The following is a 25,934-nucleotide window of genomic DNA, read 5'->3' as shown; positions in this document are numbered from 1 at the left end:
AAGATAAGTGCTTTTCAAAAACTTATATTAAAAAAATCATTAGGAAATCATCGGCTTAAAAGGCCTTAACCTCCCATCACTTTCCACTCAGCGTTACCCCCAAATCAATCTCCAAGGCAGGGTTTTCTTTCTGAAGGGAATCAGCCAATTCTCTGGTGACTTTGGTGTTCCAGAGGTAAATTCTCTTTAAGCTTTTTTGACTGGCCAATGCCTTTAAGCCTGTATTGCTTACCGATGTACTGTGGAGATTAAGGGATTCCAAATAGTCGAATTTTGCCAAATGGATGATGCCCGCATCCGTAATGGCATTGTTGTCAAGATTGAGTCGGGTCAAGTTGGTAAACTTCCCAATAGAACTTAACCACTCGTCTTTCAGACCTGAATTTCCAAGGTCAAGCCAAGTGATCTGCTCCTTGATGGCCAGCAAGGCCTCCATCTTCGCCGCGGTTAACGTGTCCTTTGACTGCACTTGCAGGAAGTTGTTGCCCTCGGCGAGGGTTTCTATTTTGTAGCCTTGTGACCGCAAACTTGACAAGGTCTCTTCTGAAGCAGGGGTGACAATCGCTTTTTCATAAAAAGGCTTTTTCTTGGTGGTCAGGGCATATCCTTGTTGGAGAAGAACCTGAATCTCTTCCGGAATACGCTCATCCGTCACGGTAAGATCCATCGGCATCCCGGCCGTAATCCAGTAATTCAGAAGGGTGATTTCAGTATACGACATGGGCGTTCCTCGGGGAGGCATAAATTTCCGGCTTGCCGGATCCATACTAACCCTTTTAAAAAGTTCACTACTTTTAGGAGACCCATTTTCAAGTACCGGACCATTATCTCCTCCGAGAAGTAATCCCTCATGAGTAGTGAGCAGCAATCCGCCTTTTTTGGTGTTTTCATCGTGGCAGGAGGCACATTTTTGATTTAAAATCGGTTCGATCACATGCCCGAAAAGCAGGGTGGAATCAGGATCAGCCGGAAATTCAAACTGACTAACTGCCGCTTCCTCTTCAATAAGCAAGTCCTGAATGAATGGAGGAGCGTAGGCAAAAAGATAATCCTCGCCATGGGTGAGATTACCACCAAGGTGTCCAGTGATCGAAATCAAAATCACCAATAAACCCAACAACCACCCGATATTCTTTTTATTCTCGTGTATTCGATGTTCTATATTGGCATGGTTAGAAATTGGCTTTTTATCCTCATTTTGAACCTTTTTGGTGAACCAACCCTGAATCCAGATCCAACTTAGAATCGAGATAATGGCTACCGAAATTCCAATCCATTGGTGCCAAAACAGGGTACTTTCCGGATATCCACCCTCATCTGAAAGAAACAAGCCCAAGATTACTGAAACAACCGCACTGATCGCTCCTAGAAGCAGGACGATCGGCAAGGCTCGTAGCAAAAAACCATAGCTTTTGAATAAGGAGAGAACAAACAAAATCCCTGCGAAAAGCAAAAAACCAATCGGAAGATGAACCGCAAGCGGATGAAAACGGCCTAAAAATAAGGTAGAGTCTGCCTGTAAAAGAATATTCATATAGAGATGGATAACCCATTTAAAGTTAACATTTGTACCTTATAATCCTCCTATCCAAAAATGTATAAGTCCAGCCCTTTTCCCTGATCAAAACCCCATGAAGCTCTTTCTCGCCAAGTTGATTTTTTTGATTGCTGTCTCGGTAATTGCACTTTCTTCCTGTGAAAAAGCCCAGGAATCCTCAACGACAGAAACCCAGGTAGACAAGGTCCTTTGGGAGGATATGACGGAAAAATACTTACCCAAAACTGCCGAATGGACCAATCGCGTAGAAGCCGCGGACCTGAACGGCGACGGAAGGATCGATTTGATTTTTGCAAATGGCGGGAATTATTCCGAACCGGGCGCATTGGAATCCAGCCGTATTTTCATCAATCAGGGTCCGGACGCCCTATTTCTGGAAGTGACCGAGGATATTTTCGGTGATTCTAAATTTTATGCCCGTGTCATAAAAGTCCGTGACCTAAACGGAGACGGAAATCCTGATATCCTGGTCGGCAACACCTTCCAAACCCAAACTGAATTATATCTTGGTCAGGGCCAAGGAAAATTTAAAAGAGTGACAGAAACTCATTTGCCTACTCTTTTGGCAAGTGTCGGTGACGTAGAGTTTGGAGATGCAGACGATGACGGAGATCTGGATATTATTTTCGCCGATTGGGGACCTGGATCGAACATGAACAATATCGGCGGTCGCACCCGACTTTGGTTCAATGACGGGAGTGGGGTTTATACTGATGTAACCGAAACTCAAATGCCCAATATTCTGATCCAATTTTCATGGGATCTGGAATTCTTTGACTTCGACAATGACTTTGATCCCGACATAGCTGTTTCCTGTAAGCAATGCGGATCGAGCCGGATTTTTGTAAATGACGGAAAAGGGAATTTCACCGATAAACGCCTCGTTCCTGCCTACACCAACAATTACGAGTTTGAGGTAATGGATGTGGATGGAGATGGATTTTTGGATCTGGTCACCGTCAACGATGGCGAAATTGTGGATCAAAAAACATGGTCAAGGATAGAGCATGTTTTCCGAAATGACAGCGCAAAGCGGTTTATTGATGCTACTTCCCTGCTTTGGCCGACAAGTGAAAACACCGGAGAGGATGACAACAATGTGGTTTTCCTTGATTTCGATTCTGATGGAGACTCTGATTTCCTGCTAAGTTCACTCACCGGAGAAGATCGCTTGCTGGTGAACGATGGCTCGGGAAAATTCAAACTCCGTCAATCTATTATGTCGGGAGACCCGACTCCTCACACGCTTTCCTTGGTACTAGGCGACATCAATTCGGATGGAAAAATAGACCTAATCATGGGACAGGGAGAAGGGGAGGAAACCATCGAGGAGCGGATCTTTATCGGAACCACTGTGAAAGCTGACACCTCGGCTCCGAAAATCTCACATTCCCAATTGAAAGAGATTGCTCCGGGCACTTTCACCTTGAAAGCGAGAATCCACGACTATAAAAGCCCGAACATGCCGCAGGATTGGCAGTCGGTAGTATTGTTGGTCAATAATCAGGAAGTTCCTTTGAATTGGTATGGAGAAAATCTTTGGAAAGTTACCGTTAGGGATAAGACCAAAACTGAAACCTGGAAAATCTGCGCCACAGATGCTTCCGGCAACAAAACCTGCATGGATCTGATCCCGGATTGATCGATTAAAATCTAGCTGAGGACTCCCTTCACGACCAGTCCTTCCACATCTGTCAGCCTGAATCTTCTGCCTTGGAATTTATAAGTCAACCGCTCATGGTCAAGACCCATCAGATGGAGAAGCGTGGCGTTCAGGTCATGGACATGGACAGGATTCTCCACGACATGGTATCCGAAATCATCAGTTCTTCCATAGGTCAGTCCTTTTTTCACTCCCGCTCCGGCAAGCAGCATCGTATAGGAATCAGGATGATGGTCACGACCGAAATTGTCAGCTGTCAATTGTCCTTCGGAAAAACAAGTTCTCCCAAATTCCCCACCCCATACAACCAGGGTATCTTCCAGTAATCCCCTTTGCTTGAGGTCCATAATCAGGGCGGCGCTTGCCTGATCAGTTTCCTTGGTACGCTTGGTGATATCTTTAGGCAGGTTGTTATGGTGATCCCAGCCTCCATGGTAGACCTGAATGAATTTCACTCCGCGCTCAGCAAGTCTTCTGGCAAGCAGGCAGTTACTGGCAAAAGTCCCGGGCTTTTTACTATCCTCTCCGTATTGCTCATAGATGTAGTCCGGCTCACCTTTCGTGTTCACGACTTCCGGAACAGAAGTTTGCATCCGAAATGCCATCTCATATTGCGCCATTTTGGCTTTGATGCTCGGATCATCCCAAAACTCATGGGCGCCGGATTGCATCTTTTGCAGGTAATCGAGTTGCTCCCTTCGTGCCTGCTCAGTCACTCCGGGGGGATTTGTCAGGAAAAGGACAGGATCCTTACCTCCCCGAAAACGCACGCCTTGGTGCTCAGCAGGTAAAAAAGCACTTGAGAACAAGCCTGAAAATCCGCCTTCCAGCCCTTCAGTCTTGAGTACAATAAATGCCGGAAGGTTTTCATTGTCTGAGCCCAGTCCGTAACTGATCCATGATCCAAAAGACGGTCGGCCGGGAAGTTCCGAGCCCGTATTGGTAAACATCTGAGCAGGTTCGTGCTGGACAGAGGCTGTATGCATGGATTGGATTTTGCACAACTCGTCGGTAATTTTTGACATGTTGGGCATCAACTCACTCATCCACATTCCGCTTTTTCCGTGCTGCTTAAAATTATAAGGTGACCCTACCAGAGGGAGGGAATTTTGTGTGGCGGCGGTTCCGGTAATTCGATCTCCCAAAACACTGCCAGGCAAATCCTTGCCATGCATTTTTTTGAGCATTGGCTTGTAATCGAAAAGGTCTAATTGGGACGGTGCTCCTGCCATGTACAGGTAAATGATCCGTTTTGCCTTAGGTACAAAATGAGGCTGATTTCCAAAGGCAAACAAGGAAGATGGATTCATCAGGGAAGCCAGAGAGACTGCCCCAAGACCCAAAGAAGTTTTGGTCAAAAACTCTCTTCGGGTAAGCGGTTTATGAATATGGTCGTGTCCCATGATTACCTTTTCATATAGGTTTCGTCGAAATTAAAAATTGAATTGGCCACAATGGTGAGCGCTGCGGCTTTGGTTTTATCCAGACGGATATCCCGTGGGATTTCTCCCACCGCTAGTAAAGAATCTGCCAGATTTGGGTGCTGCTGAAAATGAGTAAAGGCACTTTGGTAATGTTCCCTTAAGGTTTTCAGCAATTGCGGACTTGGGGTGACTCCTGTGGAAAGCCGGAATCCAAGCGTTAGCTGATCATCAAGTGAGACTTTCTCTTTTAGCATTCTTTCCGACAGGCTCCTGGAAGCCTCCACAAACTGGGGGTCGTTCAGCAAGTTCAAAGCCTGAAGAGGTGTATTGGTGTTCACCCTTCGGGTGATGCAAATCTCCCGGTTGCCGGCATCGAAAGTGGACATAAATGGCGCCGGTGAGAATCTTCTGGTAAAAGTGTACAAGCTCCTTCTGTGGAGGTTGGCTCCGGTATCCTGCTTATAGGTATACAACTTATATGAAAAATTTCCCAACTCTTCCCAGAGTCCTTCAGGCTGATAAGGTTTTACGCTGGGACCACCGATTTTTTTTTGCAAAATCCCGCTGGAAGCAAGCGCATTGTCGCGGATGATCTCTGCCGGCCAGCGGTAACTACTTCCTCTTGCGTAAAAGCGATTATCAGGATCAGCTTCATACTTTTCCGGATTTGCATAAGATGATTGCCTATAGGTCGAGGACATTACCATCAACTTGAGCATTTTCCGAAGGTCCCAATTGCTTTCCATAAATTCTGCAGCAAGCCAATCCAAGAGTTCCGGATGTGAAGGCAACTCGCCTTGAATCCCGAAATCACCGGTTGTTTTAACCAAACCGGTTCCGAAAATCATCTGCCAGTATCGGTTGATAGTCACGCGGGAAGTGAGCGGATTATCTTTGTTGACAAGCCATTTGGCAAGACCAAGTCTGTTTTTGGGGTAATCTTCCGGAAAAGGCAATACGCTTTCAGGAGTGCCTGTCTGCACTTCTTCCAAATATTGATTGTAAACTCCCCTGCTGAGCAAATAAGTTTTTCGGGGCTTAGGCATGTCCTCCATCACCATGATTTCCCGGGTATTTCTCATGATTTCAGCCTTGGCTTTTCTAAAGGTTTTGAGCTTACCTTCAAGGGCAATGATCTCCTTTGCCTTTGCCAGATTATGCTCAGTGGAGATCGAAGCTGAAATGGGAAGGGTTGTATTTTCACCTAACCGAGCCATTTCCAACTGAGTGAGTTTCCGGTTAAACAATCTAACCTCATCCATGGACCCCTGAAAAATCCCAGGATCAAATGTCCAAACCCGATAGCTCTTCCCTAATCGAATCGGGAGCGTATCATATTTATTGGTGTAGCTATTAATCGGCCTGATGCTTCGGGTGAGTTTATCCGAAAGCGTATTTGTTTTTTGTTTTTGCCCATCAATAAAAATTGAAACTCCTTCGGCTTTTTGACTTCCGTCATAGGTAAATCCTACCTGAGACCACTTTTCAAAGGGTATTGCTTTTTCGGTAACCACTTCAAGGTAATCATCAGGCAACCGATGGATCATTCTCATGGATAATCGGTTGGTCGAATCCAACGCAAACTCCCACCCGCGGTACATTCCGGCATAGTTATTACTATTGCCCATCACCGTTTTGATATGAGGCTTTTCGCTCTTTTTGGGATTGACCCAGACACTTGCACTGAAGGATTCATAATGCTCAATCCAGCCTGCCTCAATCAAACTGACATAATCGTAGTCGTGATCAAAACTCACCCCTTTGCCTCGTTTGCCTTCAGCCAAAGAAACGCCAAGGGTAGCTTCTGATTTTTTGTTTTTGTCTAAAATCAATACCTCCTCATACTCAATCTTTTTTGCCTTTTTAAGGGAGTCCGCTTTCGCCTTTTCTTTGGCTGATTTCTTTTCGTAGGCAGCTTTCTCATCTTCGGCAAAAGGATTCACCACTTTCTTTTTCCTCTTGATTTTTTCAAATGACTCGAAGGAATAAGAGCCAATCTCGTTTTCGATTTGATCAGCGGAGCTTATGCTGGAAACATAATCTTTGATTTGGCCTGCTTCCACCTTAGTCAGCATGGCCTCATGCGTGGCTATCAGTGCATCAATTGAGTCGAGCCTTTTAAGTTGGTCTTCTTCATACAAAATCAGGGTTGGTGGTCGGTTAGCATCGGCAGGCCCCAATCCAAATTCATCCACACTGTTGAAAAAAGCAGAAAGCTGGAAGAAATTCTTTTGAGTGATCGGATCAAACTTATGATCATGACATCTGGCGCACCCAATCGTCAGACCCAAAAAAGCTGTTCCAGTTGTGGCTGTTCTTTCGGCTACATATTCTACCCGATATTCCTCACCAATGGACCCCATAGATGCTTCCATTGGATTTTGTCTGTAAAAAGCAGTTGCCAGTTTATCATCCGGTTTGGCTCCCGGCAACAAATCTCCCGCTACCTGTTTAGTGATAAAATCATTATATGGCAGATTGGATTTGAACTTCTCAATAACCCAATCCCGATAAGGCCACATCTCCCGGTAGCCATCGAAAGAAACACCGTGAGAATCGGCATATCGGGCCACGTCAAGCCATTCCATGGTGAGTCGCTCCGCATGAGCTTGGGTTTTAAGCAACCGATCAACCACTTTCTCATAGGCTTCAGGCGATTTATCTTTGAGGAAATTATCGATTTCCTCGATAGTCGGAGGAAGGCCAGTCAGGTCAAGGGTTACCCTTCTAATTAGCCGTTCCCTGTCAGCTTCCGGATTTGGGGATAAGCCCTGACGAATCAGTTCGGATTGAATGAAATTATCAATTGGGTTCACTGCTACCCAATCCTTTTTTACTTCAGGGACTTCGGGTTTCTCAACCTTCAAAAATGACCAGTGAGCCTTCCATTTTGATCCCTGTTCGATCCATTTTACTATAATGGCAATTTCCTTAGGAGTCAGAGACAAGTTCGACTCAGGAGGAGGCATAATGAATTCCTGATCCTCACTTACCAGTCTATGGTAAACTTCACTTTTTCGGACACTTCCTTTAACAAAAGCATAGTTACCGGAAGCAAGCTGGGCAAAAGCCTCCTCCTCAATATCAAGTCTTAAATTCCCTTTTCTGGATCCTTCATCCGGACCATGGCAAGCATAGCATCGGTCCGCTAAAATTGGCTTTACGTGGAAATTATAATCCACCTCATCAGGAAGCAAGGTGTAGGCTTCCTCAACTGGTTCCGGTAACGAAGGGCTACATCCAACTATAAAAAAGCCCGCCAATAAAAATAAAATCCCAACACAGATTTTTGTGATGGGGTTACCGGCATTCAAAATTGTCACCATGGAACGAGTTGAAAAATTTTATGAATATACCAATTTCAATAGCATTTTTTTCGTTTTGAAAAAAATTGAATTCAAGAAATATCCTATGGTTTTCAATCAATTAGGCAAATATTTCCAGAATCCTCTTTTTGGTTTTTTTCAGGACCATTCCTCCTCAAACCAAAAAAATTCACCTCTGTCGAAGATGAAAAAACCTTATTCCATGGAAACCAGGACAAGTCAAACTGCAATCAAAATTCAGTTAAATCTGTAAAGACGTTACAACTGATTTTCAAAATATTTCCTTGAAAGATGGTTCAATTTCAAACTTTTCCCCTGATTACCGAAACAATTTACTTTCATTCAGGATTTTATTTTGGAAAGTAATTTCACGAAATTTGAATTCATCAATTTAATATTCCAACTAAATCACAATCCTTCATGAAATCAATCACTAAAATTTCTTTGATGGGGGTTGCAGTTTCCGCTATCTTGTTTAGCTGCGCCCCACAAAAGACCGAGGAGGTCGTAGTAGAAGTAGCTGAAATGAAAACTCCTACACTCACCTTGCTTTGGGAAACTGCAGACTCTCTGATCACCAACGAGTCTGTGCTGTTTGATGACGCAACCGGAACCATTTATGTATCCAATATCGAAGGTCAGGATCCACTTCAAAAAGACGGAAAAGGCTCCATTGCGATCATTTCCAAAGAGGGAAAAATCATGAATCCTGCTTGGGTAAAAGGCCTGAATGCTCCAAAAGGAATGGCTATCGCCAATGGAAAACTCTATGTAACCGATATCGATGAATTAGTGGAAATCGACATCGCCACTTCAAAAGTTTCCAATAAGTGGAAAGTGGAAGGAGCACAATTCCTCAATGATGCGGCTGCTCATAACGGAACCGTATACTTCACCGACATGAACACCGGGAAAGTTCATGCATACGCCAATGGAGCAATCACAACGGTATCTGAAGGCCACGCCTCGATCAACGGAATCGCAGTTGGTACTGACGGTACCATCTATGGATTGGATCCCTCAGGATTAAAAAAATGGAATGCTGACGGGACCTCAACTGTAGTGAATGCCAATGTAACGGGAGGAGATGGATTGATCATCCTTGGTGATGGAAACTTTGTAGCCTCCAGATGGCAAGGAGAAATCTGGTTTGCAAACGACTCTACACAAACCCTTATGTTGGACACCAAAGCTGCTGAATCCAACACTGCCGATATCGGATACAATGCCGCTGAAAAAATCGTCTACGTACCTACTTTCTTCAAAAACAAAGTAGCTGCTTACAAGCTGGACTATTGATCTTTACCTGTAGTTTTTGAAGAGGCCTTCAAGTAGAAGGCCTCTTCTTTTTTCAATAATCCACCATTCATGGAAACCAATATCTGAATTAGAGTTTTTCTATCATAAGTCCGCAGATTTGTCCGTACCTTTATTCATATTAACTAGTTAACCGTCCGAGCATAACCCAACGGACTAATCAGTACCCTAATGAAATCAGGCGAAATCAATTACGAATTAGAAAAGAACATGGAGGTCATCTCACAGTTGGATGGTCTCGTGGGCCATGCTGTGGACAATGTGCTGGTGGATCCGGATGATTGCTGGCAACCTTCCGATTTTCTACCCGACATGGGAAACCCTGAAGCTTTTGAAGACATCAAATTGCTTCAAAAAAGAGCCGAAGGAATTCCTGACACTGTTTTGACTTCTTTGGTTGGAAATATGATCACCGAGGAGGCTTTGCCTTCTTACCAAACTTACTTTAACCTTCTGGAGGGAATCAACGAGGAAAGATCTTTGCTTTCTCCATCAGGATGGGTTCGATGGTCCAAAGCCTGGACTGCCGAAGAAAACAGACACGGAGATTTGCTGAACAAATACCTTTACCTGACTGGCAGAGTAGATATGAGAGCGGTGGAGCAGACTATTCATCGACTAATCACTAATGGCTTTGACCCAAAGTCTGAATCAGACCCCTACCAGGCAATGATCTACACTTCTTTTCAGGAAAGAGCTACCAAAATTTCCCACGTAAATACAGGAAAACTGGCTGACAAAGCCGGTGACCACGTGCTCTCCAGAATATGCAAAACCATAGCAGGGGACGAGGCAAGACATGAAAAGGCTTACAAATCTTTTATGGCTCGGATTTTCGAAATTGACCCAAGTGGAGCAATCACGGCTTTTGAGAAAATGATGCGAAAGCAAATCGTAATGCCGGCGGTATTGATGGGAGAAGGAGGAAGCCGACCTAACCTTTATAGAGATTTCTCCGATATCACCCAAAAAGTTGGCATCTATACCGGATGGGATTATGCAAGAATCATCGAGCATTTAGTGGAGTTTTGGAAAATAGAAGCCCTCACCGGCCTGGATGCAGCTGCTGCCAAAGCTCAGGATTACCTGGCAAATCTGGCTGACCGATACATGCGACTGGCAGACAGAATGAAAGCCCCCGACGAGATCAAACTTGCCTGGCTGAAGTAATACTTTCCCTTTCAAACAAAGTCCTTCCCAAAAGAGGGACTTTTTTCATGCTACAACGCCCACTTGGTTTCCCTTAATTATGAAAAAATATCTGGTTTTAGCCTTTGCACTTTTCGAAAGTTTCACCTCCTTTTCTCAGGAGCTCTATGTCAACGGAGATCGGCTTCACGAAAGTCTGATTACGCTTTCTATCTATGGAAAAAATGCCGCCGGAGGATCTGACCGGGTGGCCTATAGCAAGCATGATGTTGAAGCAAGAGTCTATGTCAAGGAATTGATGAAAAATGCCGGATTGGATGTTTCGGTAGACTTTGCGGGAAATATCATTGGGAAAAAAGCAGGGAAAAATCCTGCGCTTAAGCCAATTTCCTTTGGATCTCATATCGATGAAGTACCAAATGGCGGACATTATGATGGACCCGTTGGTTCGCTGGGTGCCATTGAGGTAGTCAGAACTCTCTCCGAAAAAAGTATTCAAACCGAGCATCCGCTGGAAGTGATCATTTTCACCAACGAAGAAGGCGGAGTGGTTGGAAGCCGAGCGCTCGTGGGGGCTTTGAGTAAGGAAGCCCTGCAAGTGGTAAGCAATGCCGGAATTACTCAGGCAGAAGGAATCAAGCTTTTGGGTGGGAATCCTGACCGAATTCCTGAACTGAAAAGAAATTCAGGAGACATCGCAGCGTATTTGGAACTCCATATCGAGCAGGGAGGAAACCTTTACAATGAAAAACTGGACATCGGCGTAGTCGAAGGAATCGTAGCCATCGAGTGGTGGGAATTCACGTTCAAAGGAAAGGCAAATCATGCCGGTACCACACCAATGAATATGCGAAAAGACCCGATGCTACCGGCAGCTAGATTTGTGCTGGCTGTCAACGAAATCGTAAACAGTTATGAGGGTCGTCAAGTGGGCACGGTCGGAAAAATCCAAGCCTTTCCGGGTGCGGGAAATGTCATCCCAGGAGAAGTCAAAGTGAATGTAGAGGTCAGAGATTTGTCCTCCGAAAAAATCTGGAAAATCTATGCGGACTTGGAGGCCAGAGCAAAAAAACTTGCCGAGGAAAGTGAAATCGGATTGGGTATCAAGCATATCGAAGTAGCCAGTAAACCAGCTCTAGCGGACTCGATGATTCGTGAAGTCATCGGCACTCAAGCCCAAAAACTAGGACTTAGCACCAAAAGCCTACCTAGCGGTGCTGGACACGATGCACAGGAAATGGCTCGAATTGCACCGATGGGCATGATTTTCATTCCAAGCAAAGACGGAATCAGCCATGCTCCTCCGGAATATTCCTCCAAGGAAGACATCACCAATGGCGCAAATGTCCTTCTCCATACCATTCTGGATTTGGATAAAAAACTAAAGTAATTGACTTGATAAATTACTCTCACCAAACTTTTAGCGTACTGAATCTATTTACCTCATAGAGTATAAAAATCATGAGAGCCATTAAGCGAATACATAAAGCAGAATATCGACCGATTGCTGATCTAGTTACCTACAGCCCGCTGCCGACCCGAAGTCTCCAGCAGATTGACCCTTTCATTTTTTTGAATCATCACGGATTTCAGCGGTATCCTGAGCGAAATCAAGGTCTTCCTTTTGGACCTCACCCACATCGGGGAATGGAAACTGTGACTTTTATCCTGGAAGGCGACATCATGCATAAGGATTCTTCCGGGCATGAATCCGTCATTGGTCCAGGAGGTGTGCAATACATGACTGCGGGAAGGGGATTGATCCATGCAGAAGTTTCGAGCAGTGAATTCAAGCGGAATGGCGGAGACCTTGAAATATTGCAGCTGTGGCTTAATCTCCCTGCTGCTAAGAAAATGGTCACCCCAAACTACGTTGGGCTACAAAAAGAGGAAATTCCGGCTTTTGAACTGGATGGTGGAAAAGTAAAAATTCAACAGCTTTTTGGGGAATGGAACGGCGTAAAAGGGGCATTTGAAGGAACGTTCCCGATCACAATGAGCACCATTTATCTTCAAAAAGGGGGGAAGTTTGAGAAGAAAATACCTGCCGGAGAAAACATCTTTTTCTACATCGTCCGCGGTGAACTGAGTGTGAATGGAGAAGAAATTATGTTCCGAAATTTGGTTGAATTTACCGATTCAGGAGAAAGCTTGGCTGTTGAGGCCTTGGAGGAATCCATTTTGATTTTGGGTCATGCAGCACCTTTCAACGAACCAATGGTCGCCCAAGGGCCATTTGTTATGAATACCCAACAGCAGATTTATGAAGCTTATCAAGACTACCAAGCCGGCAAATTTGGATCTTGGGAACATTGATCAACTGTCAATAATATCCTGAGAGATCAGTCGGTAGATTTCCGCAAGGGAATCATTGTATCTGAGAAAGCGGTGATGATCCTCCATCGTGTCATAATCCTCTCGGATGGCTGGACCAGTCTGGGCATTTTTTGCTCCAATCTGAAGACTTTTGGAAATGGTCTCAATGATCAGCGGCTTGAGCATTTCGTAGTCGAGACCTTGCCGACGCATGATTTCTTCAGCAATCCGAAGCATGTGATTGGTAAAGTTGCTGGCAAAAACCGCTGCTACATGAATTGCTTTCCGGTCTTTAGAACGCATCTGATAGACGAGTGGAGAAATGCTTTTTGCCAGTTTTTTCAGCTTTTGCAAGGTCTCCTCATCCTCGGCTTCCACCAAAAACGGAACCTCATCCATGTCCATTTTTCTTCCTTTGGTAAAAGACTGAAGAGGATACAAAATCCCGGTGTAACTCGCAGAACTATAGCCCAAAATATCCAAAGGCATCGCCCCTGAGGTATGCACCAAAATACTTCCTTCCGGTAAAATCACTTCATCCGCAAGTTCAGTGATTGCTGAATCCTTAACCGCCAAAATGAAAATCTGAGCTTTACTTTCCGAAAAATCAAGATCATCCTTGGGCTCAGCTGCATAGACCCGTTCAGTGATCTGAGTGGCCTTATCAATATCTCGGGCGTAAATTTCCGTAATTTCATGCCCGGCGTCCTCCAGAGCCGGTGCCAAATGCCAAGCTACATTGCCCGCTCCCAAAATGGCTATTTTGAACTTCATGAGGGAATTAAACCAATTTTTTTACAAAAGAAATCGAGCCTGACAAAAAAATCATCTATGCCAAAGTTATCTGTCATTCGAGATTCCAAATGACTTTAAAAAACAAGCAATATTCAAAAGAAAAAGCCATCCTCAGGATAGAAGATGGCTTCATGTTTATTGCATTGACAGAATCCTTACACGTGCAATGCGCGATTGTCTGTGGCTGCCAGACAGGCTTCTTTAAACGCTTCTGTATAAGTTGGATGTGCGTGTGACATTCGTGCAATATCCTCAGCAGAGGCACGGAACTCCATTGCAACTACCGCCTCAGCAATCATGTCAGCAGTACGGGGACCAATCATGTGTACACCCAGAATTTCATCAGTCTCGGCATCAGCCAGAACTTTCACCAGACCATCTGTATCCATAGACGCTCTTGCGCGACCTGATGCCAGAAACGGAAATTTACCGGCCTTGTATTTTCTACCTTGTTCTTTGAGTTGCTCTTCGGTGTAACCTACCGCAGCCACTTCTGGCCAGGTATAAACTACTCCTGGAATCAACAAATAGTTGATATGAGGCTTTTGTCCGGCAATAGTTTCAGCGACATAGACTCCTTCTTCTTCAGCTTTGTGTGCAAGCATCGCACCTTTCACCACATCTCCTATGGCGTAAATGTGAGGCACGGAGGTTTGAAGGTGATCATTCACTTCGATCTGACCTCTTTCGGTAATTTTCACCCCGGCAGCCTCTGCATTAAGTCCATCAGTATACGGCTTACGACCGATTGAAACCAAAACATAATCACCTTTGATCTCTACAATTTCTCCCTTTCCATTGTCAGCTTTGACAACCACTTCCTCACCGAGATTTTCAACCGCGGTGACTTTATGCTTGAGGTAAAACTCAAATCCGATCTTTTTCAGGGACTTCTGGAGCTCTTTTCCCATCGTTTTATCCATGGTAGGAATAATGGAGTCCATGAATTCTATCACAGAAACCTTTGCTCCCAATCGGCCATAAACCGACCCTAGCTCCATACCGATTACCCCTCCGCCGATGACAATCAGGTGCTTTGGGATTTCCTTCATTTTCAAGGCCTCTGTCGAAGTAATAACTCGCGTCTTATCCAGCGGAATGAAAGGCAAGGAAGCAGGCTTGGATCCCGTGGCGATAATGATGTTTTTTCCCTGAATAACAGAAGAAGAACCGTCCGCTTTGGTCACATTTACGGTGTGGGTATCTACAAATGAACCCATTCCGTGATGTACATCGATTTTGTTTTTCTTCATCAAAAACTGGATACCATCCACATTTTGCTTGACCACGTCGTCCTTTCGGGAGATCATCTGAGCCAAATCAACTTGAAGATCATTCAAGTTAATTCCGTGAGTTTTGAAAGTATGCGCGGCATTGTGATAATGCTCGGATGAGTCCAAAAGTGCTTTTGAAGGAATACAACCCACATTAAGGCATGTACCCCCAAGGGTGGAATATTTTTCAATAATTGCGGTTTTCATCCCGAGCTGAGCAGCTCGGATCGCTGCTACATACCCACCTGGACCTGAACCGATTACAATGACGTCGTACATGATTTTTTAGGTTTTAGACACAAGACACAAGAAAACAGACTTGGACTAGATTTGTGAAAAAAGGGACCGGTTCTACCCAGCCCCTCATAAATCGTAAATTTCTTAAACTCCAAAAAGAAGTCTAGTCGGATCTTCGAGCAACTGCTTCACACGAACCAAGAAGCTGACAGATTCACGACCGTCGATAATACGGTGATCGTAAGAAAGCGCCACATACATCATCGGACGGATAACCACCTGGCCGTTTTCCGCAATAGGTCGCTCCACAATATTGTGCATCCCAAGGATGGCCGATTGAGGCGCATTGATGATTGGAGTGGACATCATGGATCCGAATACTCCCCCGTTGGTGATGGTGAACGTACCGCCGGTCATTTCTTCGATGGAAAGCTTGTTGTCTCTCGCCTTTCCTGCCAATCTCACGATTTCCTTTTCGATCTGGTCAAAGCTCATGGATTCCGCATTTCTGATCACAGGCACTACCAATCCCTTCGGAGCAGAAACCGCAACGGAGATATCACAAAAGTCATTGAATACAATATCGTTTCCATCAATCTGGGCATTTACAGCAGGCCATTCTTTCAATGCCACACAGACAGCTTTGGTAAAGAAGGACATAAAGCCCAATCCAACTCCATGTTTTTCCTTGAACTGATCTTTAAACTTAGCTCTCAAGTCCATGATTGGCTTCATATTCACCTCATTGAATGTGGTGAGCATAGCTGTTTCGTTTTTCACTGCAACCAATCGACGGGAAACAGTCTTTCTCAAGGAAGACATTTTTTCTCTTCGGATATTTCTGGATCCAGGAATAATCGGAGCTGGAGCAGATTCGACAGACTTGGTTGGCTGAGCCACAGGAGCTGCGGCAGGAGCAGGTTTTTGAGCACTCATGGCGTCTTCTTTAGTGATTCTGCCGTCTTTTCCAGAGCCAGAAACGGCGGCAGCGGAAATTCCTTTTTCTGCCAAAATCTTGGATGCGGCTGGTGATGCATGTCCGGATGCATAAGTAGCTGAAGCTGATGCCGGAGTTGAAGAAGCAGCTGGTGAAGGAGCTGAAACTAGAGAAGCACCTTGAACGGGAGCACCCTCGGTAATTTCTATTCTGCAAATCAATCCTCCGATTTCCAAAACATCACCTTCCTTGGCCACATGTCTCAAGATACCGGTAGCCTCAGCTGGAAGTTCAAAAGTTGCTTTGTCTGAATCTACTTCTGCAATGATTTCATCCAAAGTGACAAAGTCTCCGTCCTTCTTGATCCAATTAGCCAAAGTCACCTCGGTAATGGACTCTCCGACAGTGGGAACTATCATTTCCTTTACTCCGCCAGTAGCAACAGCCTTTGCAGCTGGTGCGCTCGGCTGGGCAGCTGCAGGAGCTGAAGTGGAAGCACCTGTAGCCTCTTCAATGACACAAATCAAGCCCCCGATTTCTACGGTATCGCCAGGCTGTGCCTTGATTCTCAAAATCCCAGTGGCCTCAGCTGGGAACTCAAAAGTAGCTTTATCAGATTCCAGTTCACAGAGCACTTCGTCCAATTGAACGAGATCTCCATCTTTTTTAAACCATTGACCCACTGTAACTTCAGAGATCGACTCTCCTACTGTAGGTACTCTCATTTCTTTGCTCATGGTTCTATATTTTATCCTTCGGGTTATTTTGGAAGGAGGTTATTGACTTATTTTTTTAAAACTAGTACCGGGATAAGTTCCATTACAGAATAAGATTAAAGCTTCAACGCTTGTGAAACAATTGTTTTTTGTTCTTCCACGTGGACTTTATTGTATCCGGTAGCAGGTGAAGCACTCGGTTTACGGGCAATTACACTCATTGGTAAATCCTTGTAAAGCAATCTCAGAAGGTAATTCCAGTAACCCATATTTTCTGGTTCTTCCTGTAACCACACTACTTCAGCTCCTTTATATTGTTTGAGATTCTCCAGAATCTGATTCTTTGGAAGTGGATGCAATTGTTCTACTCTAATGATAGCGACATTCTTGATTTTATCCCTTTCTCTAGCTTCTTCCAGGTCGTAGTAAACTTTGCCGGTACAAAGGATCACCCTTTTTACTTCTTTTGGATTGACGGTGGCATCCGGTAAAACCTCTCTGAATCTTCCTGAGGTGAATTCAGAAAGTGGAGAAACTACCTTTGGATGTCTCAGCAACGACTTTGGAGACATTACTATGCATGGTTTTCTAAATTCCCAGGCTACTTGTCTTCTCAACAAGTGGAAGAAATTGGAAGGTTCTGTGATGTTGGCAACCACCATGTTGTATTCGGCAGATAGCTGAAGGAAACGCTCCGGACGGGCGTTGGAGTGCTCGGGCCCTTGACCTTCGTAGCCATGTGGCAACAGCATCACAATACCGTTCATTTTTTGCCACTTGGATTCTCCGGAAGAAATAAACTGATCAATCATGGTTTGTGCACCATTGGCAAAGTCTCCAAACTGTCCTTCCCAAATGGTCAAAGAATTAGGATTGGCCATTGCGTATCCATATTCAAAACCTAACACCGCATATTCAGAAAGGAGAGAGTTATAAATATGGAATTGCCCTTTGCTTCCTTTCAATTCCTTCAAAGAGTTATATGGCTGATTGGTGTTCGCATCATGAATCACCGCGTGACGGTGTGAGAACGTACCTCTTTGTACATCCTGTCCAGTAATCCGAACGGTCTTACCTTCCAAAAGCAACGATCCATAAGCAAGTAATTCAGCAGATGCCCAGTTCAACTCTTTGGATTCAAAGAACATGTCTTTGCGCTGTTTCATTTGAACTTCGATCTGCTTGATCGGCCTAAATCCTTTAGGAATGACCGTCAGCGCATCTGCGACTTTTTCTATTGCTTCTGTGGATATACTTGTTTCCGGAGACTGCTCAAAATCCTCAGGTGTGGACCTTCTTAGGTTGGCCCATTCTCTTTCAAACTTGGTAGCCTGATATGGAAGTGGTTTTTCTTTGACCATGTTCAGGCGATCCTGAAGAAGCTGACGAAACTCCTCATCCATCTGGGCTGCAATTTTTGCATCAAAATCACCCCTTTCGGTCAATTTTTTCACATAAATCTCCCTAGGATTTGGGTGCTTTGAGATGATATTATACAGCTCTGGCTGTGTGAATTTTGGTTCATCTGATTCGTTGTGTCCATGCCGTCTATAACAAACCATATCCACAAAGATGTCTTTGCTGAATTTTTGACGGAATTCAGCAGCCAACTTTGCTGCAAAAACCACAGCTTCAGCATTATCACCATTGACGTGGATGACTGGCGCATCGATAATCTTAGCTACATCCGTACAATAAATGGAAGAACGTGCATCATCAAAATCAGTAGTGAAACCCACCTGGTTATTGATCACAAAATGAATAGTTCCACCAGTATGGTAACCCTTTAGACCTGCCATTTGAGTCACCTCATATACAATGCCCTGGCCAGCAACTGCAGCATCACCGTGGATCAGTATTGGTAACGCTTTCTTTACATCTCCTTTGTGAGCATGATCAATTTTAGCTCTGATAAAACCTTCCACCACAGGATTAACTGCTTCAAGATGGGAAGGATTTGGCGCTAATTTCAGGTGGACTTTCTTTTCTTCAGGAGTAACTATATCACTTGAATAGCCCATGTGATACTTCACATCGCCGTCACCCATCGTAAGATCTGGTTTGGCAGTTCCTTCAAACTCTGAAAAAATTTGCTCATAGGTTTTACCCATGATATTGGAAAGCACATTCAATCGCCCTCGGTGGGCCATACCGATCATTACCTCTTCTACCCCAAATTGGGCACCAGTATTGATAACCGCATCTAGAAAAGGAATGGTGCTCTCCCCGCCTTCAAGAGAAAATCTCTTTTGGCCGAGGTACTTGGTATGCAAGAAATTTTCAAACACCACCGCTTGATTCAATTTGAAAAGAATTCTCTTTTTTTCTTCAAAAGATGGATTGAATGCAAGAGCTTCTTTTTCAACCTTAGACTTAAACCAATCTAGGATTTCAGCATCGCGGATATATAAAAATTCGAAACCCATAGGGCCTTCGTAAATCGTTTTCAGCGCAGAAATGATCTCTGCTAATTTGGCATTTCCAATTCCAATTTCATTACCAGCCTGAAAAACGGTATTCATGTCATCCGAACCGAGACCGAAGTTCTCAGGATCAATCATCGGCTTGCGGTCTCTCCGTTCCCTTACAGGATTTGTTTTTGATCTTAAGTGACCTCTTGATCGATAGGCATGAATCAGGGCACGAACCTTGATTTCCTTTGGCAATTGCTCCATGTCCATAATGGTACCCGGAGAAGCCAAGGAGCCCGATTTCTGCACAGAGGCTACTACAGGCTTTACAGATCCAGAACCGTTTTCTTCCTGACCGTAATTTGCCAAAGCAAAGTCAAATCCGTCGAAAAATTCCTTCCAGCTTGGGTCTATTGATGAAGGATCGTTTTTGTAGGAAGCATAAAGCTCATCGATGTAAGAAACATGAGCATTAGCGATATAAGAGAACTTATCCATGGTTATTTTTTGAGAACCATCAAAACTAAGCTCAATTTGCTGGATTAAAAAATTGCATATTTGCTTTTGCAAATATTAATTAATGACCAATAAGAATAAAAAAAAGCAGTGCCTTTTGAGCACTGCTTTTAAACTGAATCAATAGCCTATTATTTCAAAGCTGGCCAAGGTTTACCAGCATTGGATTTAACTGCCACAGTACCAAATTCACCGTAAGTGTTTACCCACTCAAATGTCAAGACAGTAGGAGTTGAACTCAACACCTTCATAGAGTAGCTATCACCATACTTATCTGTTCCGGTCATAGTCAATGTACCGCAAGCATCATTGATTCTCACGTTACCACTACCCCAAGTATCAGGATAACAAGCATTCCAAGCACCGAAGGTACCATCGTTCACGGTGTAAGCACCAGCAACTGAAGCAACTGCAGTCCAAACAGTAGAACCTGAGAAGGTTTTTCCACAGAATGTTTCCAATGCATCAAATGCATAGGTGCCTGCCAAATCAGATGGACAAACCACACTAACGTTGTACTGGAATGGAGATGCATAGAAAGGAGCACCAGCCACGTTAGTAGTCACGTTATTTGTAGAGAATACACGTCCAAACTTGTCATTCAACACCAATCTGAATTCGAATACATCTCCACCTGCAATTTGTGCAGGAGTCAAGCCTACGGCCGTAATTGCCTCAGCTGCAGTGATCTCAAACGCCGTTCTCAAAAATCTGGATTGATCATTCGGTTTAAAATCAGAAGCCTGAAGCGTCTTAACTAACACATCATTAGCTGGAGTGTACTTTAAGCCTACACCTGCAATTAATCTTCTATGACGGACACGGATTTCTACAGTTTCCACTGTAGCTCCATCTTCCTTATCAACCGCCTCAAGTGTAAGTGCAAACTTTGAACCTGCAAGATTGAAGAAGTTAAAGGTTGTGCTCGTTCTGGCAATTGTTCTCAAATAAGCACCGTTATCAAATTCGCTGTACGGAACATTAGGCTCCACGAAATCTCTACAAGAGCTTAGAAAGATGAGTGCTGTAGCCAATAAGCCGAAACTATATTTTAGCATTTTCATTTTTTCTAAATTTTTTGGTTAATAAATCCAAGGTGATGCAGGATTCTTATCCCAGAACACTTGTACAGCGTTATTAGGCTTCTGAACAGCATTGGTATTGGTTACCATATAGTTGTTTGGATACAGGAAAGACCGAATAAATGGTCCTGGATCTGCTTCCAAAGCTGGCTGCAATCTTTCAGGCTTACCGGTTCTTCTGTATAGATTATACGACTCATGTCCATTACCATACAAAGCCAACCAATATTCTCTACCAATCACATTCATTTTTGCACTTGCGTTAGCCGCAGCATCATAGCGTGAGTTTACAAACGCAACATAACTGTCTCTTTGACGAGCATGTTCTGCATCGCTAATGATAGCATTGATTGCGGCACTTTCACTTGTTGCAACAGAGAAGGCTCTTACATAATTGATATGCTTGGTAATCCCTGAAGCAAGTAGTGCTTTTGGATCGCCATTTGTTCCCAATGTAAGGGCTGCTTCAGCTAGCATAAAGTCAACATAAGCTGCCAACATAATTGGGTGAATACCGGCTCCTCTTGCTCCCAAAGCAGGGTTGTTTACAGGAACTGCGCTGTTGTTGTCAAATCGACCACCAGCAGGAAATACCCCGTATGCAGTTCTCTTCAAACCATCTGGTGGAATACCGTCTGGATCTAAGTGATCTCTACCCCAGTAACCTTTGTTACCCGCTGGATTACAGTAAGGGAAGTTGCCTACCAAATAATGAGAAGGAGGCAATTGAGAAACGCACTCTTGCTCATCCACATTCGTAGTATTGGTCAATACCTGACGATACATATAGTATCTAACACGCGGATCGTCAAAACCCTTATCGACTGTCAAATGATGCATGAAATCAGTAGACTGATAATCACCACCGCCTTGGGTATACTGTCCAGCAAACTTAGGATGTCTAGAATCCGGATCAGCAGCAGTAGTACCAAATTGGAAAACAAAACTATCTGTTGCACCCAACATGTTGTTTTCAGCAATCAACGCATTAATTCCAGCCTTTGAAGCTGCAGCGTCAACCAACTTGGTATTGAGGAAATACCTCAACTTCAACGTGTTGATCAGTTTTACCCAACGGGTATAGTTTCTGTTGTAATAATAATCGTTTGGACTTCCTGCAGAAGTAGCAGCCGTAAAGTGACCTGCAGCTTCATTCAACAAAGCAAACGCAGCGGCATAAACTGCCTGACCAGTGTCTGTCTTAGGATTGAAGTTTGCAGCATCAAGTGCTTCAGTATAAGGAATATCCCCATAAGTATCAACCATGTCAAAAAGCACCATCGCTTTGATTGTTTTAGCAATACCAAGGTGTCTTTGGAAGTTGGATGCTTCAGCAAGCGGCTCCAAAAACTCGATATCAGCCAGAATATTGGCGTAGGCATTTGTCCATGTTCCGTTTGTGGAAATAGCAGTATATGCGTTGATATACAAAGCAGAACCTTGGTTGATTTGACGGGTAAGTCTTGCTCCTCTGTCGGAAATTCCATACCACAAATCCTTGTAATCCAACTGGATTCTGTTTAAGAGGAAGTCCGGTGATGCAGTCGTCGCGTTAACTGCATTTGGGTTTTCCAACAGTTCATCCAATTTTTCTTCGCAAGACGTTGCAAAAACCAATGTGGTTGCAACTGTCAGGCCGTATATAAATCTTTTCATTGTCATCTCTATTAGGGTTAGAAAGTAAGAGTTAACGTTCCACCCACTCTTCTGGAGCTAGGACCAGTTACGAAATCGAATCCAAGTCCGTTACCTACCCCTGTACCCAACACGTCTACGTCAAAGTTCATATTAGGAGGGAAGTTAAGTGCTTCAAACCACAAGTTGGTACCACTTAGCGCGATAGATGCTCTCTTGAAAGGAGTCTTCGACATCAAGTTATTAGGCAACTGGTAAGCCAATGAAACTTCTCTCAACCGGATCATAGAACCATCAAAAATGTTGGGCTCGTCAGTCGCTCCCTGGTAACCAGAGAAGAAGTAATCAGCAGCGGAGATTTGATAGTCGTTAGGAATATACTTAGGAGTTCCGTCAGCATTTGTACCATCCTGTCTTACACCTGGCATGATAAAGGTCAACTCTCTGTCAGCTACTGGATCCTTGGTTACACCACGGGCCAATGTAGCAGTTACAGTGTTGGAGAATACGGCACCTTTATGTCTATATTCCAACATGAAGTTGAACGTGAATCCTTTGAAGGTAAAGTTGTTAATCCAAGAACCATTCCAAGCTGGGTTTGGATCACCTAAGTCAACGTTTTCGGAAGTAGGCTTATGAACACCATTGGAAAGGATGATAGGCTGTCCATCAGGAGCTCTGTCAAAACCAATACCTCTGATGATGTTGAACGGTTTGCCAGGAATTGCGAAGTTACCCAAGTCAGTAAATCCGGCAATTACCACTTCTTCCAAACCACCACCAAGTTCAATTACTTCAGTTCTATACTTTGACCAGTTCAAAGTAGAGTTCCAAACAAAACCGGAAGCAGTAGAAACTGGAGTCACAGTAGCCTGAACTTCAGCACCTCTTGTTCTGATTTTACCGATGTTGATCGCAGTGAATGTAAATCCGGTAGATGGATCAATTGGAGCATTGGTAATCAAATCTCTGGTGTTTTTCTCATAAACTGAGATGTCAAATCTCAATTTGTTATTAAACATAACACCCTCAACACCTAATTCAAGCTCACCATGAAGCTCTGGCTTCAAGTTAGGGTTTCCTAATGTGTTTGATACTGAGTGAGTGGTCGTCACTGCTCCATTCACATCAAATGCTCTGGCAGACTGTGCCAATACATTTCGTGTATTGTATGGTGAAGGATAACCAGCAGAAGTACCATAGCCCAATCTAACTTTCAAGTCATTCAACGTTGAAGAACTCCAGTCAAATGCAGTGGTTGGGATAAATGAGATAGAAGCTCCTGGATAAAGAATACTTCTGTTCTGCTTTTCAACTGTTGAAGTCCAGTCATTTCTAGCGGACATGTTCAGGAACAGGTAATCGGAATAATCAAAAGTTACGTTTGCATACACACCGTATCTTCTTTCTTCCTGTGTGAAGTTCAAAGAACCTCCAGAGTAGGCATCTGTGTTAGCAGAAGTTCTGAAGTTTGAATGTCTGAACAAGCCGAATGCAAGCTGTCCTTGAGAAGCTATACCGTTTTGATTGTAAGAGTCAAATCGGCTGTTACCTCCAAGCAAGGCACTCAAACCAATTTTATCAGAAATATCCTTCTTCCAGTTCAAGATCAAATCCTGATTCCAGATGGTATTGTTGATGTTGATTGATCTGTAGTAACCATTTCTGGTTGCCAAGTTGGCAGTTGCGCCCCCTTTATTGTACCTAATTTCCTGCAACTCTGTATACGTATCCAAACCTATGCGGTAGGTTACTGAGAAATCATCGTTGATGTCGTAATTCAAAGAAGTGGAATTGAAGAATCGATTTACTTTGGAAGTGTTTGAGTAGTACTTAACCAACCAGTTAGGGTTAGTAATGTCATTACCGCCTCTGAAGTAAACAGAGCTCTTATCGGATGGAAGTTCGAAAGGAAGATTTTCCAAATCCACGGAACGCGGAGTGAACAACACGTGTCCGAATACGGAAGGAATATCACTACCAGATCCGTAAGAAGCATTCACAGGAGGAGTCTTCAGATCAGTGATTGCGAAAGTGAATGAAGAGTTCACTGACAATTTATCAGTGATAGCAGAATTCATACCCAATCCAAAGTTGTATTTTTCCAACTCGTTACCAGGAACATAGCCTTCCTCATCAGTATAACCAAAGCTAGCGTTGAATCCAGTTCTGTCGGAACCACCTGCAATCTGAACTGAGGTATTTGACACCAAGCCAGTTCTGAAGAAAATTTCAGATGGATCTTTGTAGGCCTTGTATTCATACTGAACCGGAGTTCCACCTACTTTTCCATCCACCCAAAACTGAGGGAATTCATTACGGATAGCTGCTACGGATGAAGTAGCGTAAGGGTGATTGATAGTCAATCCAGTATCCATTCTCGGACCGAAGTTTGAGAAGAAGAAACCAGGAGCCTGCTGAAAACCATTTCCATATACTTGACCATAAGTAGGCAAAGAAGCTGCCTCGTTGGTAAATACAGACTGGTTGATGGTTACTTCGGCAGCTTTTCTCTTGGAAGCACCAGATTTGGTAGTGATCAGGATTACCCCGTTTCTACCTTGGTCACCATAGAGAACCGTTGCAGAAAGACCTTTCAGTACAGACATGCTCTCGATGTTGTTTGGATCGATATCCAGGAATCGGGAAGATGTTGTAGCTCCACCAGTAGTAAAGCCGTTCTGGGCGTTTGTGCTGGTGTTAAAAGGCACACCGTCCACTACAAATAGTGGCTGGTTATTTCCCGTCGCCGATTTGTAACCCCGGATTACCATGTTGGTACCGGAACCGGACATACCGTTGGTAGAGGTGATGTTCACCCCTGGAACTTTGCCCTGAAGTACGCGGGCCACGTCTGCCTCTGGTCTGTTTTCCAGCTGCGAATTGTCCACTGAAGTTACTGCGTAACCCAGTGCTTTCTTCTCTCTTTCGATACCGATCGCTGTTACTACCACTTCGGATAGTTGAGCAGCGTCAGTCGCAAGAGTGACATTGACTACGGATCGGTTACCGATTGCCTCTTCCATGGTCTTTAGACCTACGAAAGAGAAAATCAGGACATCTGATCCCGCGGGTACGTTGATAGAGTAATTACCATCCAAATCGGTGGTAGTACCTACTGTCGTACCTTTCACGAGAACCGTTGCCCCTGGCAACCCGAGACCGTCTTCCTCGGAAATTACCTTGCCGGTAATTACCCGTTGTTGCGCCGACACCTCATAACTGAGGGCCATGGTGAAAAGCGCAACAACAAAGAGTAAAGCTTTTCTCATAAGGTATTTAGTTTAGTTGATTCGTAAAGAAAATTTATTCTGGGTTAATTTCAAAAGCGGTAAAAAATTTGTTTCAATGGCCCCAAAACCTTTTTATTTGGAAAATATGCCCATTTTTAACAAATCTTAACCAGATTGGATGGATTTTTTAACATTACCGAAACAATATTCGGCCAAAAGCCAAAAAAGTTGAAAATCAAAAATTATTTTCAACTGGAAAAAATATTTTTACTGCCCTGAAAAGCTGTTTTTTTAACCTTTTTAAGAATAAAATCTACCCTTTTATTAAATTTTTCTAATAAAATT

Annotated in this window: 15 protein-coding genes; 5 read left to right on the top strand and 10 right to left on the bottom strand. The window is 43.9% G+C overall.

Going from position 1 to position 25,934, the window contains the following annotated elements; translation table 11 throughout:
• Positions 1-76: 76 nt before the first annotated feature.
• Positions 77-1,534 carry a c-type cytochrome domain-containing protein gene (locus D0X99_RS08250; RefSeq protein WP_119477201.1) on the bottom strand — a complete coding sequence of 486 codons (1,458 nt, stop codon included), beginning with the start codon at positions 1,532-1,534 and terminating at the stop codon, positions 77-79.
• Between the two features lie 97 nt (positions 1,535-1,631).
• Here D0X99_RS08250 and D0X99_RS08245 point away from each other — a divergent pair, with 97 nt between their 5' ends.
• Positions 1,632-3,200: an FG-GAP repeat domain-containing protein gene (locus D0X99_RS08245; protein ID WP_119477200.1), complete on the top strand. Its 1,569-nt coding sequence runs from the start codon at positions 1,632-1,634 to the stop codon at positions 3,198-3,200.
• Between the two features lie 11 nt (positions 3,201-3,211).
• Here D0X99_RS08245 and D0X99_RS08240 read toward each other — a convergent pair whose 3' ends face one another.
• Positions 3,212-4,624 (bottom strand): DUF1501 domain-containing protein, encoded by a 1,413-nt coding sequence (locus D0X99_RS08240; protein ID WP_119477199.1) that lies wholly within the window; start codon positions 4,622-4,624, stop codon positions 3,212-3,214.
• A 2-nt stretch (positions 4,625-4,626) separates the two neighbouring features.
• Positions 4,627-7,971: a DUF1553 domain-containing protein gene (locus tag D0X99_RS08235; protein WP_119477198.1), complete on the bottom strand. Its 3,345-nt coding sequence runs from the start codon at positions 7,969-7,971 to the stop codon at positions 4,627-4,629.
• Positions 7,972-8,391: 420 nt separating this feature from the next.
• Between D0X99_RS08235 and D0X99_RS08225 the strand changes: the two genes are divergently transcribed.
• The 4 genes from D0X99_RS08225 to D0X99_RS08210 all read left to right on the top strand — a co-directional run bounded on the left by D0X99_RS08225 (position 8,392) and on the right by D0X99_RS08210 (position 12,753).
• Positions 8,392-9,270 carry an SMP-30/gluconolactonase/LRE family protein gene (locus D0X99_RS08225; RefSeq protein ID WP_119477196.1) on the top strand — a complete coding sequence of 293 codons (879 nt, stop codon included), beginning with the start codon at positions 8,392-8,394 and terminating at the stop codon, positions 9,268-9,270.
• Between the two features lie 189 nt (positions 9,271-9,459).
• Complete coding sequence (locus tag D0X99_RS08220) at positions 9,460-10,458, top strand: acyl-ACP desaturase (RefSeq protein ID WP_119477195.1); 999 nt, start codon at positions 9,460-9,462, stop codon at positions 10,456-10,458.
• 79 nt (positions 10,459-10,537) lie between these two features.
• Positions 10,538-11,827, top strand: coding sequence for a Zn-dependent hydrolase (locus tag D0X99_RS08215; protein ID WP_119477194.1), 1,290 nt, complete (start codon positions 10,538-10,540; stop codon positions 11,825-11,827).
• A 71-nt stretch (positions 11,828-11,898) separates the two neighbouring features.
• Positions 11,899-12,753, top strand: coding sequence for a pirin family protein (locus tag D0X99_RS08210; protein ID WP_119477193.1), 855 nt, complete (start codon positions 11,899-11,901; stop codon positions 12,751-12,753).
• On the opposite strand, the gene D0X99_RS08205 is transcribed toward D0X99_RS08210, so the two are convergent.
• From D0X99_RS08205 to D0X99_RS08175, 7 genes are all read right to left on the bottom strand, one after another.
• The gene (locus D0X99_RS08205; protein ID WP_119477192.1) at positions 12,754-13,527 is read right to left on the bottom strand and encodes a Rossmann-like and DUF2520 domain-containing protein; all 774 of its coding nucleotides are present in this window, start codon (positions 13,525-13,527) and stop codon (positions 12,754-12,756) included.
• A gap of 176 nt (positions 13,528-13,703) precedes the next feature.
• Complete coding sequence (gene lpdA, locus D0X99_RS08200) at positions 13,704-15,101, bottom strand: dihydrolipoyl dehydrogenase (RefSeq protein ID WP_119477191.1); 1,398 nt, start codon at positions 15,099-15,101, stop codon at positions 13,704-13,706.
• 102 nt (positions 15,102-15,203) lie between these two features.
• Positions 15,204-16,733: a 2-oxoglutarate dehydrogenase complex dihydrolipoyllysine-residue succinyltransferase gene (gene odhB / locus D0X99_RS08195; protein ID WP_119477190.1), complete on the bottom strand. Its 1,530-nt coding sequence runs from the start codon at positions 16,731-16,733 to the stop codon at positions 15,204-15,206.
• A gap of 95 nt (positions 16,734-16,828) precedes the next feature.
• Positions 16,829-19,621, bottom strand: a complete 2,793-nt coding sequence (locus tag D0X99_RS08190) for a 2-oxoglutarate dehydrogenase E1 component (RefSeq protein WP_119477337.1) — start codon at positions 19,619-19,621, stop codon at positions 16,829-16,831.
• 149 nt (positions 19,622-19,770) lie between these two features.
• Entirely contained in the window at positions 19,771-20,697 is a 927-nt protein-coding gene (locus D0X99_RS08185; RefSeq protein WP_233553679.1) for a hypothetical protein, read from the bottom strand.
• A gap of 24 nt (positions 20,698-20,721) precedes the next feature.
• The gene (locus D0X99_RS08180) at positions 20,722-22,377 is read right to left on the bottom strand and encodes a SusD/RagB family nutrient-binding outer membrane lipoprotein (protein WP_119477188.1); all 1,656 of its coding nucleotides are present in this window, start codon (positions 22,375-22,377) and stop codon (positions 20,722-20,724) included.
• Between the two features lie 17 nt (positions 22,378-22,394).
• Complete coding sequence (locus D0X99_RS08175) at positions 22,395-25,628, bottom strand: SusC/RagA family TonB-linked outer membrane protein (protein ID WP_119477187.1); 3,234 nt, start codon at positions 25,626-25,628, stop codon at positions 22,395-22,397.
• Positions 25,629-25,934: the final 306 nt, after the last annotated feature.

Origin of the sequence: Algoriphagus lacus, assembly GCF_003583985.1 — a bacterium.
Lineage (GTDB): Bacteria > Bacteroidota > Bacteroidia > Cytophagales > Cyclobacteriaceae > Algoriphagus > Algoriphagus lacus.
This window is presented reverse-complemented; position numbering and strand designations above follow the sequence as displayed.

Coding starts and splice junctions, on each gene's coding strand:
- D0X99_RS08250 (WP_119477201.1), bottom strand. CDS start 1,534: ATGAATATTCTTTTACAGGCAGACTCTACCTTATTTTTAGGCCGTTTT.
- D0X99_RS08245 (WP_119477200.1), top strand. CDS start 1,632: ATGAAGCTCTTTCTCGCCAAGTTGATTTTTTTGATTGCTGTCTCGGTA.
- D0X99_RS08240 (WP_119477199.1), bottom strand. CDS start 4,624: ATGGGACACGACCATATTCATAAACCGCTTACCCGAAGAGAGTTTTTG.
- D0X99_RS08235 (WP_119477198.1), bottom strand. CDS start 7,971: ATGGTGACAATTTTGAATGCCGGTAACCCCATCACAAAAATCTGTGTT.
- D0X99_RS08225 (WP_119477196.1), top strand. CDS start 8,392: ATGAAATCAATCACTAAAATTTCTTTGATGGGGGTTGCAGTTTCCGCT.
- D0X99_RS08220 (WP_119477195.1), top strand. CDS start 9,460: ATGAAATCAGGCGAAATCAATTACGAATTAGAAAAGAACATGGAGGTC.
- D0X99_RS08215 (WP_119477194.1), top strand. CDS start 10,538: ATGAAAAAATATCTGGTTTTAGCCTTTGCACTTTTCGAAAGTTTCACC.
- D0X99_RS08210 (WP_119477193.1), top strand. CDS start 11,899: ATGAGAGCCATTAAGCGAATACATAAAGCAGAATATCGACCGATTGCT.
- D0X99_RS08205 (WP_119477192.1), bottom strand. CDS start 13,527: ATGAAGTTCAAAATAGCCATTTTGGGAGCGGGCAATGTAGCTTGGCAT.
- lpdA (WP_119477191.1), bottom strand. CDS start 15,101: ATGTACGACGTCATTGTAATCGGTTCAGGTCCAGGTGGGTATGTAGCA.
- odhB (WP_119477190.1), bottom strand. CDS start 16,733: ATGAGCAAAGAAATGAGAGTACCTACAGTAGGAGAGTCGATCTCTGAA.
- D0X99_RS08190 (WP_119477337.1), bottom strand. CDS start 19,621: ATGGATAAGTTCTCTTATATCGCTAATGCTCATGTTTCTTACATCGAT.
- D0X99_RS08185 (WP_233553679.1), bottom strand. CDS start 20,697: ATGCTAAAATATAGTTTCGGCTTATTGGCTACAGCACTCATCTTTCTA.
- D0X99_RS08180 (WP_119477188.1), bottom strand. CDS start 22,377: ATGAAAAGATTTATATACGGCCTGACAGTTGCAACCACATTGGTTTTT.
- D0X99_RS08175 (WP_119477187.1), bottom strand. CDS start 25,628: ATGAGAAAAGCTTTACTCTTTGTTGTTGCGCTTTTCACCATGGCCCTC.